This is a genomic window from Luteimonas lutimaris (assembly GCF_039537065.1).
Lineage (GTDB): Bacteria > Pseudomonadota > Gammaproteobacteria > Xanthomonadales > Xanthomonadaceae > Luteimonas > Luteimonas lutimaris.
The window spans coordinates 1-16217 of the sequence record NZ_BAAAZU010000024.1; the positions used below are offsets into that span (position 1 = coordinate 1).

Annotated in this window: 17 protein-coding genes and 1 tRNA gene; 10 read left to right on the forward strand and 8 right to left on the reverse strand. The window is 64.2% G+C overall.

Annotated features, from left to right (window positions below):
- Window positions 1-66: 66 nt before the first annotated feature.
- On the reverse strand, window positions 67-354 hold the full coding sequence (locus tag ABD679_RS11390) for an SDR family oxidoreductase (protein WP_344760105.1): 288 nt from the start codon (window positions 352-354) through the stop codon (window positions 67-69).
- A gap of 29 nt (window positions 355-383) precedes the next feature.
- The gene (locus ABD679_RS11395; protein ID WP_343275595.1) at window positions 384-1121 is read right to left on the reverse strand and encodes an SDR family oxidoreductase; all 738 of its coding nucleotides are present in this window, start codon (window positions 1119-1121) and stop codon (window positions 384-386) included.
- Between the two features lie 220 nt (window positions 1122-1341).
- Here ABD679_RS11395 and ABD679_RS11400 point away from each other — a divergent pair, with 220 nt between their 5' ends.
- Both ABD679_RS11400 and ABD679_RS11405 read left to right on the forward strand, forming a co-directional pair.
- Window positions 1342-2250 (forward strand): AraC family transcriptional regulator, encoded by a 909-nt coding sequence (locus ABD679_RS11400; protein ID WP_344760106.1) that lies wholly within the window; start codon window positions 1342-1344, stop codon window positions 2248-2250.
- A 243-nt stretch (window positions 2251-2493) separates the two neighbouring features.
- Window positions 2494-3750: an aspartyl protease family protein gene (locus ABD679_RS11405; protein ID WP_344760107.1), complete on the forward strand. Its 1257-nt coding sequence runs from the start codon at window positions 2494-2496 to the stop codon at window positions 3748-3750.
- 84 nt (window positions 3751-3834) lie between these two features.
- Here the strand turns inward: ABD679_RS11405 and ABD679_RS11410 are convergent, their stop codons facing one another.
- On the reverse strand, window positions 3835-4395 hold the full coding sequence (locus tag ABD679_RS11410; protein ID WP_344760108.1) for an NADPH-dependent FMN reductase: 561 nt from the start codon (window positions 4393-4395) through the stop codon (window positions 3835-3837).
- A 112-nt stretch (window positions 4396-4507) separates the two neighbouring features.
- Here ABD679_RS11410 and ABD679_RS11415 point away from each other — a divergent pair, with 112 nt between their 5' ends.
- Entirely contained in the window at window positions 4508-4825 is a 318-nt protein-coding gene (locus ABD679_RS11415) for a DMT family transporter (protein WP_344760109.1), read from the forward strand.
- A gap of 78 nt (window positions 4826-4903) precedes the next feature.
- Here ABD679_RS11415 and ABD679_RS11420 read toward each other — a convergent pair whose 3' ends face one another.
- Window positions 4904-5356 carry a carboxymuconolactone decarboxylase family protein gene (locus ABD679_RS11420; RefSeq protein WP_344760110.1) on the reverse strand — a complete coding sequence of 151 codons (453 nt, stop codon included), beginning with the start codon at window positions 5354-5356 and terminating at the stop codon, window positions 4904-4906.
- A gap of 106 nt (window positions 5357-5462) precedes the next feature.
- On the opposite strand from ABD679_RS11420, the gene ABD679_RS11425 reads away from it, so the two are divergent.
- Complete coding sequence (locus tag ABD679_RS11425) at window positions 5463-6368, forward strand: sigma-70 family RNA polymerase sigma factor (protein WP_344760111.1); 906 nt, start codon at window positions 5463-5465, stop codon at window positions 6366-6368.
- Between the two features lie 6 nt (window positions 6369-6374).
- Here ABD679_RS11425 and ABD679_RS11430 read toward each other — a convergent pair whose 3' ends face one another.
- On the reverse strand, window positions 6375-7247 hold the full coding sequence (locus ABD679_RS11430) for a LysR family transcriptional regulator (RefSeq protein ID WP_344760112.1): 873 nt from the start codon (window positions 7245-7247) through the stop codon (window positions 6375-6377).
- Window positions 7248-7330: 83 nt separating this feature from the next.
- Here ABD679_RS11430 and gstA point away from each other — a divergent pair, with 83 nt between their 5' ends.
- The 5 genes from gstA (at window position 7331) to ABD679_RS11455 (ending at window position 11287) form a co-directional block, all read left to right on the forward strand.
- Window positions 7331-7945 carry a glutathione transferase GstA gene (gene gstA / locus ABD679_RS11435; protein WP_344760113.1) on the forward strand — a complete coding sequence of 205 codons (615 nt, stop codon included), beginning with the start codon at window positions 7331-7333 and terminating at the stop codon, window positions 7943-7945.
- Window positions 7942-8292 (forward strand): DMT family transporter, encoded by a 351-nt coding sequence (locus ABD679_RS11440; RefSeq protein ID WP_344760114.1) that lies wholly within the window; start codon window positions 7942-7944, stop codon window positions 8290-8292. The genes gstA and ABD679_RS11440 overlap by 4 nt, the downstream gene beginning before the upstream one ends.
- 167 nt (window positions 8293-8459) lie before the next feature.
- On the forward strand, window positions 8460-9527 hold the full coding sequence (locus tag ABD679_RS11445) for a hypothetical protein (protein WP_344760116.1): 1068 nt from the start codon (window positions 8460-8462) through the stop codon (window positions 9525-9527).
- A 97-nt stretch (window positions 9528-9624) separates the two neighbouring features.
- Window positions 9625-10056: a GNAT family N-acetyltransferase gene (locus ABD679_RS11450; RefSeq protein ID WP_344760117.1), complete on the forward strand. Its 432-nt coding sequence runs from the start codon at window positions 9625-9627 to the stop codon at window positions 10054-10056.
- 292 nt (window positions 10057-10348) lie between these two features.
- A complete protein-coding gene (locus ABD679_RS11455) occupies window positions 10349-11287 on the forward strand; it encodes an alpha/beta hydrolase (protein WP_344760118.1) in 939 nt (312 codons plus the stop codon).
- Window positions 11288-11350: 63 nt separating this feature from the next.
- Here the strand turns inward: ABD679_RS11455 and ABD679_RS11460 are convergent, their stop codons facing one another.
- The 3 genes from ABD679_RS11460 to ABD679_RS11470 all read right to left on the reverse strand — a co-directional run bounded on the left by ABD679_RS11460 (window position 11351) and on the right by ABD679_RS11470 (window position 13515).
- A complete protein-coding gene (locus ABD679_RS11460) occupies window positions 11351-12562 on the reverse strand; it encodes a tyrosine-type recombinase/integrase (RefSeq protein WP_344760119.1) in 1212 nt (403 codons plus the stop codon).
- A gap of 260 nt (window positions 12563-12822) precedes the next feature.
- A tRNA-Asn gene (locus tag ABD679_RS11465) sits at window positions 12823-12899 on the reverse strand.
- A gap of 70 nt (window positions 12900-12969) precedes the next feature.
- Window positions 12970-13515 (reverse strand): GspH/FimT family pseudopilin, encoded by a 546-nt coding sequence (locus ABD679_RS11470; RefSeq protein ID WP_344760120.1) that lies wholly within the window; start codon window positions 13513-13515, stop codon window positions 12970-12972.
- A gap of 349 nt (window positions 13516-13864) precedes the next feature.
- Here ABD679_RS11470 and uvrB point away from each other — a divergent pair, with 349 nt between their 5' ends.
- Complete coding sequence (uvrB, locus tag ABD679_RS11475; RefSeq protein ID WP_344760121.1) at window positions 13865-15898, forward strand: excinuclease ABC subunit UvrB; 2034 nt, start codon at window positions 13865-13867, stop codon at window positions 15896-15898.
- Window positions 15899-16217 lie beyond the last annotated feature (319 nt).

Consider the following 16217-nt stretch of genomic DNA (forward strand, 5'->3'; position numbering starts at 1 on the left):
CAGACCCGTGAGCTCGCCATGGCGGCGTGACTCACACCAACGAGCCTCCGGGATTCCCGGGGCGGTTCAGATGATGCCGGCGTTGTTCACGAGAACATCGAGCTTTCCGAAGGTGTCTCTAGCCAGGGTCACCGCGCGTACCGCACTCTCTTCGTATGCCACGTCGGCAACCAGCGGAACGATGCCAGGACGAGCCAGCTTGTCGACGTTTGAACTCCTTCCCACCGCGATGACCCTTGCGCCTCGCGCGTGCAGAAGCTCCGTCGTCGCAAGCCCGATACCACTTGCAGCACCTGTCACGATGGCGACCTTGCCGTCGAATGTCGCTTCACTATTTGATGTGCTGGATGTCATGTTCGTTCTTCTTTTGCCTGGACTGGCAATCAATAGGGGCTCGCTGTTGGCCGCACCACGATTTCACTCACATCCACTCCCGCCGGCTGCTCGATCGCATAGGAAATTGCACGTGCGATGGCGTCGGGGGACAGCGCTATACGGCGGAATTCGCGCATGGCACTGCGGGCTGTATCGTCGGAGATCGCATCGGCCAACTCGGATTCGACTACGCCAGGGCAGATCACCGTCACACGGATCCTGTCGCTCTCCTGGCGAAGACCGTCCGAGATGGCGCGCACCGCGAATTTCGTTGCGCAGTACACGGCTGCGGTGGGCGATACGGCCAATCCGCCAATGGAAGACATGTTGATCACCTGGCCGTAACCCTGTGTCTGCATGCGTGGCAACACCGCCGCCATGCCATGCAGCACGCCGCGAATATTCACGTCGATCATGCGATTCCATTCCTCCACCTTGAGCGCGGCCAGTGGCGACAGCGGCATGACACCCGCGTTGTTGACGATGACTTCGATCCGTCCGAACGCGTCCATGGCGAACCCGGCGAAGGCGTTCATATCTTTCAAAGAGGTGACGTCCAGCGCGCGGTATCGTACTGAGCCACCACTGGCCTGGAACTCGTCGGCCAATGCAGCCAGCCGATCTGTCCGGCGCGCGCCGATGACGAGGTGATGCCCCTGGGCAGCAAGAAGGCGAGCGGTGGCTTCGCCGATGCCGCTGCTGGCTCCCGTGATGAGAATGACTTTGGGCTCTATGGTTTTGGACACGTCGGCTCCCCTCTTGCGGAGGCATTCCGCAGATGTCCATGCTAGGAACGACGCTACGTCGTGCGAATACCCACAACTCTGTGGCTATTGCCTATTGCTATAGCGAGCAACGATCTCGATCGACAATTTCCGGACGCTGCTGGACAATTCCTATCGCGCGACCCCTCTTGAACCGAGTGAACCAAGCATGCCTGCCGCCGACGTCGCCGTCTCCCGACGCATGACCAACCTGCTGACAGAACTCGCGCCGAACGAGGGTTACACCTTGTCTGCACTCGACGGCGTCCGCTTCATGCGCTCCGATCGTCCCTTGGGACGTACGCCTGTGCTCTACGAGCCGAGCATCGTGATCGTTTGCCAGGGTCGCAAACGCGGCTTCCTGGGAGATGAGATCTATCTCTACGATGCCCAGCATTACCTGGTGCTGTCGGTCCCGCTGCCTTTCTCCACGGAAACCGAAGCCAGCGAAGCCCAGCCGATGCTGGCCGTCTCCCTGCGCCTGGATCTGACGGCAGTGGCGGACCTGGTACTGGCCATCGGCCAGTCGCGGGACCACACAAACGTTGCGCCACGTGGCATGGTTTCGACTCCACTCGGGGAAGTTCTGGCCGATGCAACGCTGCGTCTGCTTGAGGTCCTCGCCTCCCCGCTCGAAGCGCAGATCCTCGGGCCGGCGATCGTGCGGGAAATCTGTTTCCGTGTGCTCGTCGGGGAACAGGGCGGCGCCATGCGGGCGGCTTTGGCGCACCAGGGGCAATTCGGTAAGGTCGCCAAGGCACTACGGCGCATCCACGCCGACTATGCGCAGGCCCTCGACGTCGCCCACCTGGCGGGCGAGGCCGGCATGAGCGTGCCGGCCTTTCACGCGCATTTTAAGACTGTTACACAGACCTCGCCGATCCAGTACATCAAGTCGATGCGTCTGCATCAGGCCCGGCTGCTGATGATTCGCGATGGCGTTACCGCAGCCGCTGCCTCAGCTCGCGTCGGCTATGAAAGCCCCTCGCAGTTCAGTCGTGAGTTCAAACGGTTCTTCGGGCGAACCCCGGTTGAAGAAGTACGTGACCTGCGCGCTTCTTTTGCCCTGTCGCCTGCAGTGCATGTCTCTGGATTCGCTATATCTCACTGAATCTTCGCTCAGGCTCGGCAACATGGGCGCGACCAGTTCGACGGGTGGTAGCTGTATGAGTTGGGGCCGGGGCCTCTGCGGCGGCGCCGCCGAACCCGGCTCGACACCATTGCCCAGTGCTGATCTTCCGAAGCGCCGGACTATGAAATGGGGCGACGCTGGCACGTGATTAAGGAGGGAACCTGGGCCGGAGCGGATTGACCGCTCGCCAATGGCCGGTTCTGGCCGGAAGCGGAAGCAGGCTTGAAAGCCGGCATAGGCGACTCTCGAGTCATCAATGAAGGCGGGCTCGATGGCAAGAAGCGACCGAGTGGAAGACCCTCGCGTCTTTCAGTCCGGGTTTTCCGGCTTCCGTCGGCCATGCGCGTGCTTCATCGCATTGGGTCTCGCCCTCGGGACGCCTGGCGGGCAGCCTGCTCGTGCGCGGCGCTGCGCAAAACCACTGCCAGCCCTCGTTCGACCACCGCGAACGCCGACCGCAGCTTCGTCTTCTACAAGGAAAGTCTGATGCCCCGGCAACCTCAGCTCGACCGCAAGGCCACACCCGATACCACGATGCCGACCCGGTCGGCATGCAGCAGGCACAGAAGCAGTCCTCCACGCATCGTTACGCTCGGAAAGGTCGTGGCGACGTCGATGCTTCTGGCAGCGGCACGTGTCGCAACAGCAGCGACGCCTGTTCCAGCGGTAGTGGACGATGCCTGCGCGCTCGCGGACGTTCCACTGGCGGACGCGCTTGTGCACGTCCCGTTTGAAACCGTGGACGGGCGCATCTACGTCCAGGCCCGGGTCAATGGGCGCGGGCCGTTCCGATTCGCGATTGATACAGGCGCAAGCGGGATGGGCCGTGCGGACACCAGTCTGGTCACTTTGCTGGGCCTGTCGATGCACGGAGAGGCCACCACGTCGGACGGAGTAAAAAGCGCGAGCGTGGCGACGACGCGCCTGGACTCGCTTGAGCTCGGCGGCGTTGTCCGACGCGACCTGGAGGTCATCGCACGCGACTACAACAGCCGCAATGCTCCGGATGCGGTGTTCTCGGGAATCATCGCCCGCGAGTTCTTTACCGACGGGCTGCTGGTCATCGATTATCCAGGCAAGACCCTGTCGTTCAGTCGCGAGCAGCGGCTGCCGGTGTCTGGCGATAACGTCCTCAGCTACGAGCGCGCCTTTCGCGTACCGGTGTCGATCGGTGCGCTGCAGACCGTGGGACATCTGGATACGGGTGCCAATATCAGCTTCGTGCTTCCTCAAGCGCTGTACGAGAAGGTCGCTGCGGGTCCGCTGGAGCAGGCAGGCCGCGCACAGCTCACCAACGGCCGGATCGACACCGGGCGCGCGACGGTACGTGGGCCCATCCGGGTCGGTGAGATAAGCGCTTCCGACGTGGAAGTACGCGTCTCCGCGCAATTCCCTGAGCTGCTTGTCGGCGCTCATGCGCTCCAGGATGCGGTGGTCCTGATCGATCAGCGGTCGAAGTCCGTCGCCGTCTGTCGTTGAAGAAGCCGGTCCGCGCCGGCGCGGCCGCAGGTCATGCGTGCCGCGCTTTCAACGCGACGATGGCACGTGGCTGCAGCTCACTGATCACTTGGCCATTGGGCGGGCGAACTGGGCGAAGCCTTGCATGAATACTTCCAACTGCTTGCGTGTGGCTTCGTCGGATACTTCGCCATCCGCGCCGATCAACTGGTGGGCGCGTGAGACCTGCAACCGGCCGCCTGACCAGTAACGCACGCGCAAGGTGCGCAACACGGGTAGCCAGGCGCTCTGCGCAAGAATGGTTCCGAAGCCTCCGGGCGAGGCGCCGATCACAGCGAAAGGGCGGTCGCCGAACACGCGCGGAATGTCCTCGGCCGGCCGCGAGAGCCAATCGATCGCGTTCTTGAACACACCCGGAATGCCGTTGTTGTGTTCGGGCGTACACAGCATCACGCCATCGCTGGCGACGATGCGATCCTTCAGTTCGACGACCGCATCGGGCAGCCCGTCGCGCTGTTCGGCGTCGCCGTCGTAGAGCGGGATGCCGTGCAGGGTGGCGGCGTCCAACTGCACACCCGGCCCGCCCAGCGACTGCGCGGAGCGCAGCAAGGCGGTATTGAACGAACCGGCGCGCAGGCTGCCGGAAATGCCTAGGATTCTGGTCATGCGATGCTCCGTTTATTCGCCATCGTACGAGAACTGGATCCCGGCAGTGCCGCCGGTTTCAATGAACAGGGCCATGAGGCCGGAACATCGACCCTGCAGGACGAGTTGAACAATGAGCTGGATGTATCTGGTACTCGCCGGGCTTTTCGAGATCGGCTGGCCGGTCGGTCTGAAGATGGCTCAGGAGCCTGCCACCCGATGGCCGGGTATCGCCGTGGCCGTCGGCTTCATGGCCGTCAGTGGATTCATGTTGTGGCTCGCGCAACGCCACATCCCCATGGGCACGGCATACGCGGTTTGGACAGGTATCGGAGCAGCCGGGACCTTCCTCGTCGGCGTTCTGTACTACGGCGACCCTACGTCGCTCGCGCGGTACCTGGGCGTCGCGTTGATCGTTGCCGGCGTGGCCACACTCAAGTTGGCGCACTAGTCCTGCAGCTACCGGCCGAGCGTGTCCTGGCCGGCGATCAAGTCGATATCGCCGACCAGGACGAGCATCGAGAGTGGGTTACCAGGCTCCCGCCACCTGGCGCGTGCTGACGTTGACCCGGTTGAACAGGTTGGTGGTCGCAATCGACATCACCAGCGCCGCCAGCGCGGACTCATCGAAGTGCCGCGCCGCTTCGTCCCAGACCGCGTCCGGCACCGGGTCGGTACGGTCGCTCAGGCGTGTTACGGCCTCGGTCAGCGCCAGCGCCGCGCGCTCGGCATCGGTGAACCACGGCGCCTCGCGCCAGGCCGACACCGCAAACAGGCGTTGCTCGGTTTCCTCGTTCTTCTTCGCCTGCTGACGGCCCATTTCGATGCACGGCGCGCAGCCATTGATCTGGCTCGCGCGCAGGTGCGCCAGGCCGAGCGTGGTCGCTGCCACGCCGCATTTCTCCACCGACGCGTGCAGCGCCATGATCGCCTGCATGGCGTCGGGGATCAGCATCGCGGGGTTCTTCATTCGTGCTTGCATCGGGTGTGCTCCAGTAGATTGTCGTGGGGATGCGGGCCCGCCCGTCACATCGATACGCGCTGGCCCGTCACTCCCATGACGAAACAAAGAACCGGAAACGTGACCGATGAACGAACACGACTGGCTGGCCCGGCAGTTCGAGACCAATCGCAACCACCTGCGTGCAGTCGCCTACCGCATGCTCGGCTCGGCGAGCGAGGCCGATGATGTCGTGCAGGAAGCCTGGTTGCGGCTCAGCCGCTCCGACACCGACGATGTCGACAATCTGGGCGGCTGGCTGACCACCGTCGTCGCCCGCATCTGCCTGGACGCATTGCGCGCGCGGAAATCGCGCCGTGAGGAATCGCTGGACGGGCACGCAGCGGACGCGTTTGCCAGCGACACCGACAGCAGCGACCCCGAACAGCAGGCGCAACTGGCTGACTCGGTTGGTCCGGCGCTGCTGGTGGTGCTGGAAACACTGGCACCGGCCGAACGGCTTGCGTTCGTGTTGCACGATATGTTCGCTGTGCCGTTTGATCGCATCGCCCCGATCGTCGGCCGCACCCCGACCGCGACCCGGCAACTCGCCAGCCGTGCCCGTCGTCGCGTGCAGGGTGCGGCGACGGTGGCCGAGACCGACATTGGCCGCCAACGCAAGGTCGTCGACGCGTTCCTCGCCGCATCGCGCAGTGGTGATTTCGCTGCGTTGCTCGCGGTGCTCGATCCCGACGTCGTGCTACGCGCCGACCGCGTCGCGGTGGAGGCGAGCGTAGCCAATCGCAGCCGGGGCGCGCCGGACCTGGCGACGGAGGTACATGGGGCGAACACCGTCGCCGACACGTTCTCCGGGCGTGCGCAGGGCGCGCAGCCGGCGCTGGTGGATGGCATGGTCGGCGCGGTGTGGGCGCCGGGCGGAACGCCGCGGGTGGTGATTCGCTTCGCCATTGCGGGTGGGAAGGTCGTGGCAATCGAGATCGTTGCCGATCCCTCGCGCATCGGCGAGATCGGAGTGGTGATGCTGGATGCTTGATGTAGCTCAAATCCCCGCGACACGCGCGGGCAACCAGTCCGCGGCAAACTCCCGCAGCAGGCGCACCCGCGCCGAGCGCCGCAGATCCGGGTGCGTCGCGAACCACAGGTCGGTGCGGATATCGGGCAAGGCAGTCGGCAGGCGCTTCAGGCCATCGGCCGCATCGCCGAAATAGGCGGGCAGCAACGCCCGGCCGATCCCCGCCTGGCAGGCCGCCAGCGCGGCCGGCAATGCATTGACCCGCATCGCGATCGCGGCGTCCGGCACGTGCTCGCGCAGCCAGCGCGCCGATGACAGGTGCGACAGCGTCTCGTCGAAACCAATCCAGCGGCCAGCGGGAAGTGCCGCGCCACGCTTCTCGCCGACAGGCGCATACGCCGCGGTCGCAATCGGGCCGAGCCGTTTCGCCGACAGTCCGTCCGGTGGCAAAGTGCTGGCGCGCAGCGCGACGTCGACATCGCGCTGCTGCAGGCTGGAAAAGGCATTGGCGACGACCAGGTCGCAACGCAGCGCCGGGTGCGCGGCCACGAACGCCGCACACATGCCCGCGGTCACGCGCATCAGGGTGTCGGGCACGGTAATGCGGATGCGACCCTCGGCCCGCGAGTCACCTCCCGCCAGTTGTCGCTGCAATCCCTCGGCATCGGCGAGGATGCGTTGCGCGGCGACGATCACCAGCTCGCCAGCATCGGTCGGCGTGTAGCCGCGGCGGCTGCGCCGGAACAGCGCCGCACCGGTCCGCGACTCGATCGCGGCCAGGCGTCGGAACGCGCTGGAGTGGTCGACATCGAGTGCCTTCACCGCACCCGCCAGGCTGCCGCTGGTGCCGATCGAACGCACCAATTCCAGGTCTTCCAGGGACAGCCGTTCGTGTCGCATGCGCAAGCAAACCTTGTCGTTTCGCCGTATTGGCGCGGGCGTGGATTGCCCCGAGATTGTCGACTCCCCAACAGGAGTCGACCATGAAACTCTACTTCACCCCGCGCACCTGCTCGCTGGCGCCGCACATCGTCATCCGCGAACTCGGACTCGATGTCGAACTACGCCGCGTGCGCATTGGCCCGGACCCGGTCGTGGCAGACGACGGTAGCGACTATCGCCGGCTCAACCCGCTGGGCTACGTGCCGCTGCTGGAGCTGGACGATGGCCGCCTGCTCGGTGAAGGCGTGGCGATCATGCAGTACCTGGCCGATCTCCACCCCGCCGCCGGCCTCGCTCCTGCCGCCGGTACCTTCGAACGCGTCGAGCTGCAGCAATGGCTCACCTTCATCAGCTCCGAGCTGCACAAGTCGTTCAGTCCCTGGCTGTTCCATCCCGAATACGGCGAGCAGGCGATGCAGGTGGCGCGCATGCGCATCGACAACCGCTTCGCCCATGTCGAGCATCATCTGGAAGGGCGGGACTGGTTGCTTGGCGACCGCTTCGGCATTGCCGACGCCTATCTGTTCACCATCGCTGACTGGTCGCGACTCCTGAAGGTGTCGTTGACCTCGTTCCCGAGACTGGCCGCGTATCTGGAGCGCGTGCGTGCACGCGACAGCGTCGGCGAAGCATTGCGTCGCGAGAAGGCGGCATGAGCGGGTTGCCGGCGATGACGCCTTCGACCGCCTGGGTAATGCTGGTCGCCGCCGGGCTGGTCGACGTGTTGTGGGCAACGACGATGAAGCTCTCCCAGGGCTATACGCGTCCGGGCTGGACCGCGCTGTCGTTGCTGTCGCTGGCGGCGTTCGTGTTCTTACTCGGCCGTGCGCTGGCCGTGCTGCCGGTTGGCAGCGCCTATGCGGTCTGGACCGGTATCGGTGCCACCGGCACGGTGCTGGCAGGCACGCTGTTGTTTTCCGAGGCGCTGACGCCCACGCGGCTGGCCGGTGTCGGTCTGGTCATGGCCGGCATCGTCGTGCTGCACGCCAGCGGTGCGAAGTGACGCACTCCCGAATCGATCGTCACACTCCCGTATCGGGGCCGCCGTGGTGGACCGGGTCGAGACCATCGTCAAACGTCATGGCGCTCTCCTTCAATGTCACGTTGGTTGGTTCTGGTTCGTCAATGTCATGAATGCACACGACTGATGACGAACCAGGGGAAGGCAACATGACGGCATCGCGTGACCCCCCTGCCCTGACCCGCGTCACGGGCAGTTCCCTCATCGCATGGGCCTGGGTCCCTTGCGTCATGGCGGCGCTTGCCTATCCGCACCTGCTGGCCGTTTTCCACAATCAGCTCAATTCGGTCGATGGCAGCCTGGGCCTCGCCGTGGGAGCCCTGATCCTGGCCTTCGGCGTGAGCGCGCTGGGCCTGCTGGGTGCCTTTGTGTCGGGGCGCAGCGACGTTCAGAGGCCTCGGGTACGGATGGCGCGACGCATTTCCCACCTCGTCACCGCCGCACCTCCGCTGTTCGTATTCATGGGGGTGTTGCTTTTCCTCATGCGCGTCGAGGGTATGGACGTGGCGGTATGGACGGCGCTTTGGTTGGCCGTCGCCGCGGCAACCCTCATGCAGCAGTTCGCCGAGCCCGGGGACGGTCACGCCGCGAGTGTTGGACCATCAGTCCCGCGTCGGCGCAATGCGGTGTTGAGAGTGATGCATGGGGTAACGGCCGTGGCGATCCTCGTGGTTTTCCTCGGGCCGCACCTGGGCAATCACCTGTCGGCCCTGTGGGGCGACGAGGTTCACCATCGCGTCATGGATATGTTGCGCGTGGTGTATCGCAATGGACTGGTCGAGCCGTTGCTGATCGGCATCATCGGGTTGCAGGTGATTTCCGGACTGGTCCTGTGGCGCCCGAAGATTGCTGTCCGCGCTGACTTCCTGGGGACATTGCAAACCGCTTCTGGGATCTATCTCGCGGCATTCCTTCTCGCACACGTGAACTCGGTGTTCACGCTGGCGCGCTACTTCGGCACCGATACGAACTGGGCGTGGGCGACAAGTGCGCCAAACGGATTGACCGCCGACCCGTGGGATGTGCGCCTCATCCCGCATTACGCACTGGGCGTTTTCCTGTTGCTTGCCCATCTGTGTTGCGCGGTGCGGGCCGTGATGATTGCGCATGGCGTGCCGGTGGCCCGCGCGAACCGTCGGACATGGGGCCTCCTCGGTCTCGGCGTCCTGCTGTCCGCGGCGATTGCGTCAGCCATGCTTGGCTGGAGAATCGTTTGACGCAACCCGCCCATCGAAACACCAGTCCCTTCGACGCAGTTGAAGTCCGGCAGCACCAGCGGTAGTACAAGCCTTCCTATTGGGTAGACAGACTTCAATGACAATCAGCATCGCCTACGCAGAAACCGACGACGAAATTGCCGCGACCTTCGAGGTCATGCAGCAACTCCGGCCCCATCTCGAGCAGACCCGGTATGTCCCGATGATCCGCAGCCTCATGGCAAGTGACGGACTCAGGCTGCTGGCGCTTCTGGAGGACGGTGTAGTAAGGGCTGTAGCCTCGTACCGCGTCATGAACATGCTGTACTGCGGGAGCCTTGTCTACATTGACGACCTCGTTGCCGACGAGCGCGTACGTTCGCGCGGCTACGGTGCAAAGTTGATTTCCAAACTCAAGGACGAGGGGCGTGCACTTGGCTGCAGTGAAATCCAGTTGATCTCTCGCACCACCCGGGAACAGGCGCACCGGTTCTACTTTCGCGAGGGCTTCGGGATTGAGTGCTTCCACTTCCGCACCAAACTCCAGTGAATGTTCCGGGATGACCACCTCTGGCCGATAGCGGCTGTGGACCATGTCCTGTATCGGTCAGGCGCCGGGGCGGAGACCGTAGTGGCTCTCACCTCAGCGGTGCTTGTAAACAGATCTCCGGCCTATCAAGTTGCTCTTCTTCGCAGTGGGTCGGCCCAACCCAGGTATGAGGAAATCCGCAACGCTCTGGCCACGCTTTGTTCGGCGCGGTGGATTGTTTGCCGGACACAGCCAGCCTAAGCTCACGTGCAATCAGCGGGCTACGGCCCAGCGTGCCAAAGGAAATGACGCAGTGGCTTCCTTCCGTCTTTCCAAACTGATAGTCGTCTTCGTGTTGGCCCATTCCTCTTCGGGCACGTCGCTCGCAGCGGGCCATTCGCGGGAGGTGCCGCTGTGGCCCGAAGACTCGCGGGTCCTGCAGGACGGTATCGACGCGCTTGCCGACGAAAAATGGGCAGTCACCCATCCGTCCCTCCTGTTCTATCCGCCGAAGGTACGTTCGACCCGATCGGCCATCCTCGTTTTCCCGGGCGGCGGCTACAAGGCCCTGGCGATCGGACCGCACAGTACGATCGGACCCGACGGTGCCGATGTCTGCAAGTGGCTGACCGACGCCGGCGTCACATGCATCCTCGTGAAGTACCGAGTCCCCAATACCGGGTGCAACTGGAACCGGGAAACCCGCCGGCATGACGCGCCCGATACTCCGATGGCGCTGCAGGACGCGCAACGAGCGATCTCCATCGTCCGTTACAACGCTAGCGACTACGGCATCGACCCGGACAAGATCGGCGTCATGGGATTCTCGGCCGGAGGAAACCTCGCGATCCTTGCCAGCACGGCCTTCAACGCGCGTTCCTACGATCCCATCGATGCGATCGACCACGTAAGCCCTCGTCCCGACTTCGCGATCCCGGTTTATCCGGGCCACATGACGATGGAGCACAAGAACAAAACGCCAAAGGCCATCGCCGCGCAAGAGCTCAACACCGACATCGTCGTTTCACCGGACGTGCCGCCCACGTTGCTCATCCACGCCAAGGACGATGCGGTCGATCCCGTCCACTATTCCCTAGTCTACGAGCGGGAGCTGAAGAAGGCCGGGGCCGATGTGGATCTCATCCTCTACGGCACCGGCGGGCATGCTTTCGGGGTCAGGAAACAAGGCAAGGCAACGGATCGGTGGACGGAGGATGCCCTACTGTGGCTACGGAAGATCGGGATCCTCTGACTTGGCACTGAGGTTTCTGTCCGCTTCTGGCCGATTCCTGCCGCTTTTTCAGCGCCATTGTTTTCAGGCCGATGGACTCTCTCTCGAAGTCTTAATGAGCCGGTCCAGATAGTCCGCCCACTGCTGCATGATTCCGAAACGCTTCTTGAGAAGTTTCGCGCGGTTGTATGCCTTCTGTGTTGCATCCCCGACCGAATGAGCCAGTTGGGCCTCGAGCGCATCGATATCGGCATCAAGTTCTTCGCGTGCCATCGTGCGAAGGCTTGCACGGAATCCATGGGGGACATGCTTCCCCGCAAGGCCGTTGTCTCGCAGTGCCTTGCTCAACGTGTCGCGGCACATGTGTGGTGTCGTTCGCTCGGAGATGGCGGGGAATACCCAGTCTTTCTTGCTGCCGCCGCGCCGCCACTTCAAGGCGTCCCGTAGCAGGGCCATCGCTTGCCTTGGCAGTGGCAAGTCATGGTCTTCACCGGTTTTCATCTGCTCCCCCGGGATGCGCCAGATGCCCTTATCCAGGTTGATTGCCGACCAGCGTGCCGTCACCACGTTGCTGGGGCGCAGGGCCGTGTAGGCCTGCAGTTGCAGCGCCGTAGCAATCATCACGTCCGGGTGGCTCCTCACGATCTGCATGACTTCGCGCAAGGCATCCTCGTTGATGGCTGCAGGCAGGCCTTTCGTCTTGGGCAAGTGCACTACGCCCCGGAGTGTCAGCGTGCGCCCGTCCTTGCGGAGGCCCTTCTTGACGGCGAATTCGACAATCTGGTTCAGGTAGCTGCGTGCCTTTTGCGCCATGTGCGGCGCACGTGCGGTGATCTTCTCGAGGACAGCCACCACCTCGGGAGTTGCCAGTTCGTCCATGCCAATCCTGCCAAGGCCGGGGATGAGGTCCCGATCGAGGATGGCATCCAGCTTCGTCAGTGTCTTGGGTTTGAGGCGGGTCGCCTTGCTCTCTCGCCAAGCCCGTGCAACTGCTTCGAACCGAGCGGCGTCAGTGGCTTCCTGACGCTGCCTGGGCTTGCGTCGCAGCTCGCCCGGATCCAGCCCGGCGATCAGCTGCTCGCGAAGCTCCAGAACCTTCCTTCGTGCCTCGGCCAGGCCGACGATCGGATAGGGCCCCAACGAAAGCATCGTGGCCTTTCCTGCCCACCGGTAGCGGTAACGCCAGAGCTTGGAGCCGGATGGCGTGACCTCAAGGCACAATCCGTGAGCATCCGCCAGGCGGTAGATCTTGTCCCGGGGCTTGAGGCTGCGGATGCGGGTGTCGGAGAGGGTCATCTCCGACGTTCTATCGGTTGCTGGCGGTCCGCAACAGTGGACACGCCGCACAGAGGCGCCATCACGATCGGACGGATGTGGGAGTGATCGCTGTCCGCACCGTAGCGGGCCGCGAGTCTACTCACAGATCTACTCACATCATACGAAGATGCCCGCGGACGTCGGTGGACATCCGCGGGCATCAGGATTTCGTATCTGCTTGTTTTACCGGACCTTTTGATCCGATGCCGGATGTTGGTGAACACCCGCGTACAGCGATCTGGCGCCCGAAGTTGGACTCGAACCAACGACCCCCTGATTAACAGTCAAGTGCTCTAACCAGCTGAGCTATTCGGGCGGGGACGGGTATTTTAGGCGGTCAGCGGCCCGGGTCAAGCAATGGCGATGCGACAGGCGCTGGCGGGGCGTCAGCCGGCTTCAACGCTGAACGGACAGGGGCTGCCTGCAGGCTGGCGTTCGGTCCGGGGCCTGCCGGCATTGTTGACGATCACGCTGCCCAAAAAGCCTCCGCTGCCCGGACGACACAGGCGGATGGTGAGGTTGCTGCCGTATGCCCAGCCGCTGGGCAGGAAACGGACGCGGTGGCGGCCGGGCGTGCTCCTGAGCTGTAGTGCGTGGCCGACGTCGTCGAGGCGTTGGATGACTGCATCCGCCGTGGGCGGCTGGGGGTCGCGGTCGGGATCACGGTAGAGGATCCAGCCATCGCTCCAGACGCCGTCGCTGCGGCAGGTGCTTCCATCGGCACTGGGGCACACGGTGACGGGTGCATTGTCCTTGACCGCTCGCAGGCGCGCCGTGGCCAGCGATGTCGTGAGCAGGTGGTAAGTCGCCGATTCACTGCTCCGCTGCAAAAGCGCGCTGAAGGAGGGGAGTGCGATGGCAGCCAGGGTGGCAAGCACTGCCATGGTGATGAGCAGTTCGATCAGGGTAAATCCCGCTTCCTTGCGGTTCATGTTCGGCTCCGTGCCAGTGGAGCGGTCAGGTTAGAAGCCGGGCCGGTGACCGGGTATCGGTGCGGCTGGTGATCTCGTGTCAGGGAAGTCTGAAATCCGCGTCGGGGTATTCGGGCTGCCGGGAGGCTGGTTTGAGGCAGGTGGCCGGTGCGGGCGGGACAAATTCCTCCCCTGTGGGAGCGGCCGTGGCCGTTTAGCGTATTCCCGTGACATCGCGGCCATGGCCGCTCCCACAGGGGTGCGTGTTGGGGCAGGGCTGCTGGAAGCAGGCGGTTGCCCAACCCCCATTGCAGCCCCACGTCTGTGGACTCGCTAGACTGACCGATCCCCCACGCTCCCCCCGACACCAATGCCCGATTCCCTACACCCGGCCAGCTTCCAGCTCGTCTCTCCTTACGAACCGGCGGGCGACCAGCCGCAGGCGATCGAGAAGCTCGTCGACGGCTTCGAGAGCGGGCTGGCCAGGCAGACGTTGCTGGGCGTGACCGGTTCGGGCAAGACCTACACGATCGCCAACGTGATCCAGCAGGTGCAGAAGCCGACCATCGTCATGGCGCCCAACAAGACGCTGGCGGCGCAGCTGTACGGCGAGTTCAAGTCGTTCTTCCCGCACAACGCGGTGGAGTACTTCGTCAGCTACTACGACTACTACCAGCCCGAGGCGTACATCCCGTCGTCGGATACGTTCATCGACAAGGACAGCTCGATGAACGAGCACATCGAGCAGATGCGGCTGTCGGCGACCAAGGCGCTGCTGTCGCGGCCGGATGCCGTGATCGTCGCCACGGTGTCGGCGATCTACGGCCTGGGCGATCCCGAGGATTACCTCAAGCTGCGCCTGATCCTGGCTCGCGGCGAGCACATCGAGCAGCGCCAGCTGATCCGTCACCTCACCGAGCTGCAGTACACCCGCAACGACACCGAACTGCGCCGCGGCACCTACCGCGTGCGCGGCGAAGTGATCGACGTGCACCCGGCGGAGTCGGAGGCCGAGGCGCTGCGTATCGAGCTGTTCGACGGCGAGGTCGAGAACCTGAGTCTGTTCGACCCGCTCACCGGCGAGGTACAGCGCCGGGTGCCGCGCTACACCGTGTATCCCAAGACCCACTACGCCAGTACCCGCGAGAGCGTGCTCAACGCCATCGAGACGATCAAGGTCGAGCTCAAGGCGCGGCTTGAACAGCTGTATGCGCAGAACAAGCTGGTCGAGGCGCAGCGCCTAGCGCAGCGCACCCAGTTCGACCTGGAGATGATGGCCGAGGTCGGCTACTGCAACGGCATCGAGAACTACTCGCGCCACCTGACCCGGCGCGAGGCCGGCGAGCCGCCGCCGACGCTGTTCGACTACCTGCCGCCGGACGCGCTGCTGGTGGTCGACGAGTCGCACGTGACCGTCCCGCAGATCGGGGCGATGTACAAGGGCGACCGCTCGCGCAAGGAGACGCTGGTGGAGTTCGGCTTCCGGCTGCCGTCGGCGCTGGACAACCGGCCGCTGCGGTTCGAGGAGTGGGAGGGGCGCTCGCCGCGCGCCATCTTCGTGTCGGCCACGCCGGGCAAGTACGAGAAGGAGAAGTCCGGCGACCAGGTGGTGGAACTGGTGGTGCGGCCTACCGGGCTGATCGATCCGGAGGTGGAGATCCGCCCGGTCGCCACCCAGGTCGACGACGTGCTCGGCGAGATCAACCTGCGCGTGGGCATGGGCGACCGTGTGCTGATCACCACCCTCACCAAGCGCATGGCCGAAAACCTCACCGAGTACCTGGGCGAGCACGACGTGCGCGTGCGCTACCTGCACTCGGACATCGACACCGTGGAGCGCGTGGAGATCATCCGCGACCTGCGCATGGGCAAGTTCGACGTGCTGGTCGGCATCAACCTGCTGCGCGAAGGCCTGGACATGCCCGAGGTCTCGCTGGTGGCGATCCTGGACGCCGACAAGGAAGGCTTCCTGCGTTCGACCGGCTCGCTGATCCAGACCATCGGCCGCGCCGCGCGCAACCTGCGCGGCAAGGCGATCCTGTACGCCGACCGGGTCACCGATTCGATGCAGCGTGCGATCGACGAGACCGACCGCCGCCGCGCGAAGCAGGTCGAGTACAACACCGAGCACGGGATCACCCCGCAGTCCGTGCAGAAGAACATCGTCGACATCATGGAGGGCGCGCACGTCGGGCCCGGGATGGAGAAGAAGGGCCGCGGCAAGCAGCGCCGCGTGGCGGAGGAGGGCGAGGATTACGCCACGCTCGACCCGGCGCAGGCGGTGGCCAAGCTCAAGGTGTTGGAGCAGCAGATGTACCAGCACGCCCGCGACCTGGAGTTCGAGGAGGCCGCCCGCGTGCGCGACCGCATCCACCGCCTCAAGGAAGCCGCGCTGGTGGGGTGATTGCGCGACTCCTGACCCCCTGTAGGAGCGGCTTCAGCCGCGAGCTTCTGGTTTCCCGGGCCGTGAACAAGAAGCCTGCGGCTGCTGCCGCCCCTGCAAATCCCGGGTTCCAGCAGTCGAATCCGATGCCCTGAAATACAAACGGCGCAACCCGAAGGCCGCGCCGCAATTCGTTCCACTCTCGCGAGTGGTGGGCGGTACAGGGTTCGAACATGTGACCCCTACCATGTCAACGCGATTTCAGCCCTTTTCCATTCAGGCAGTTACGGCTAAGTCCCTGATTTGATTGTCCTGTTGCGTCCGGCTGGATAGGGCGATA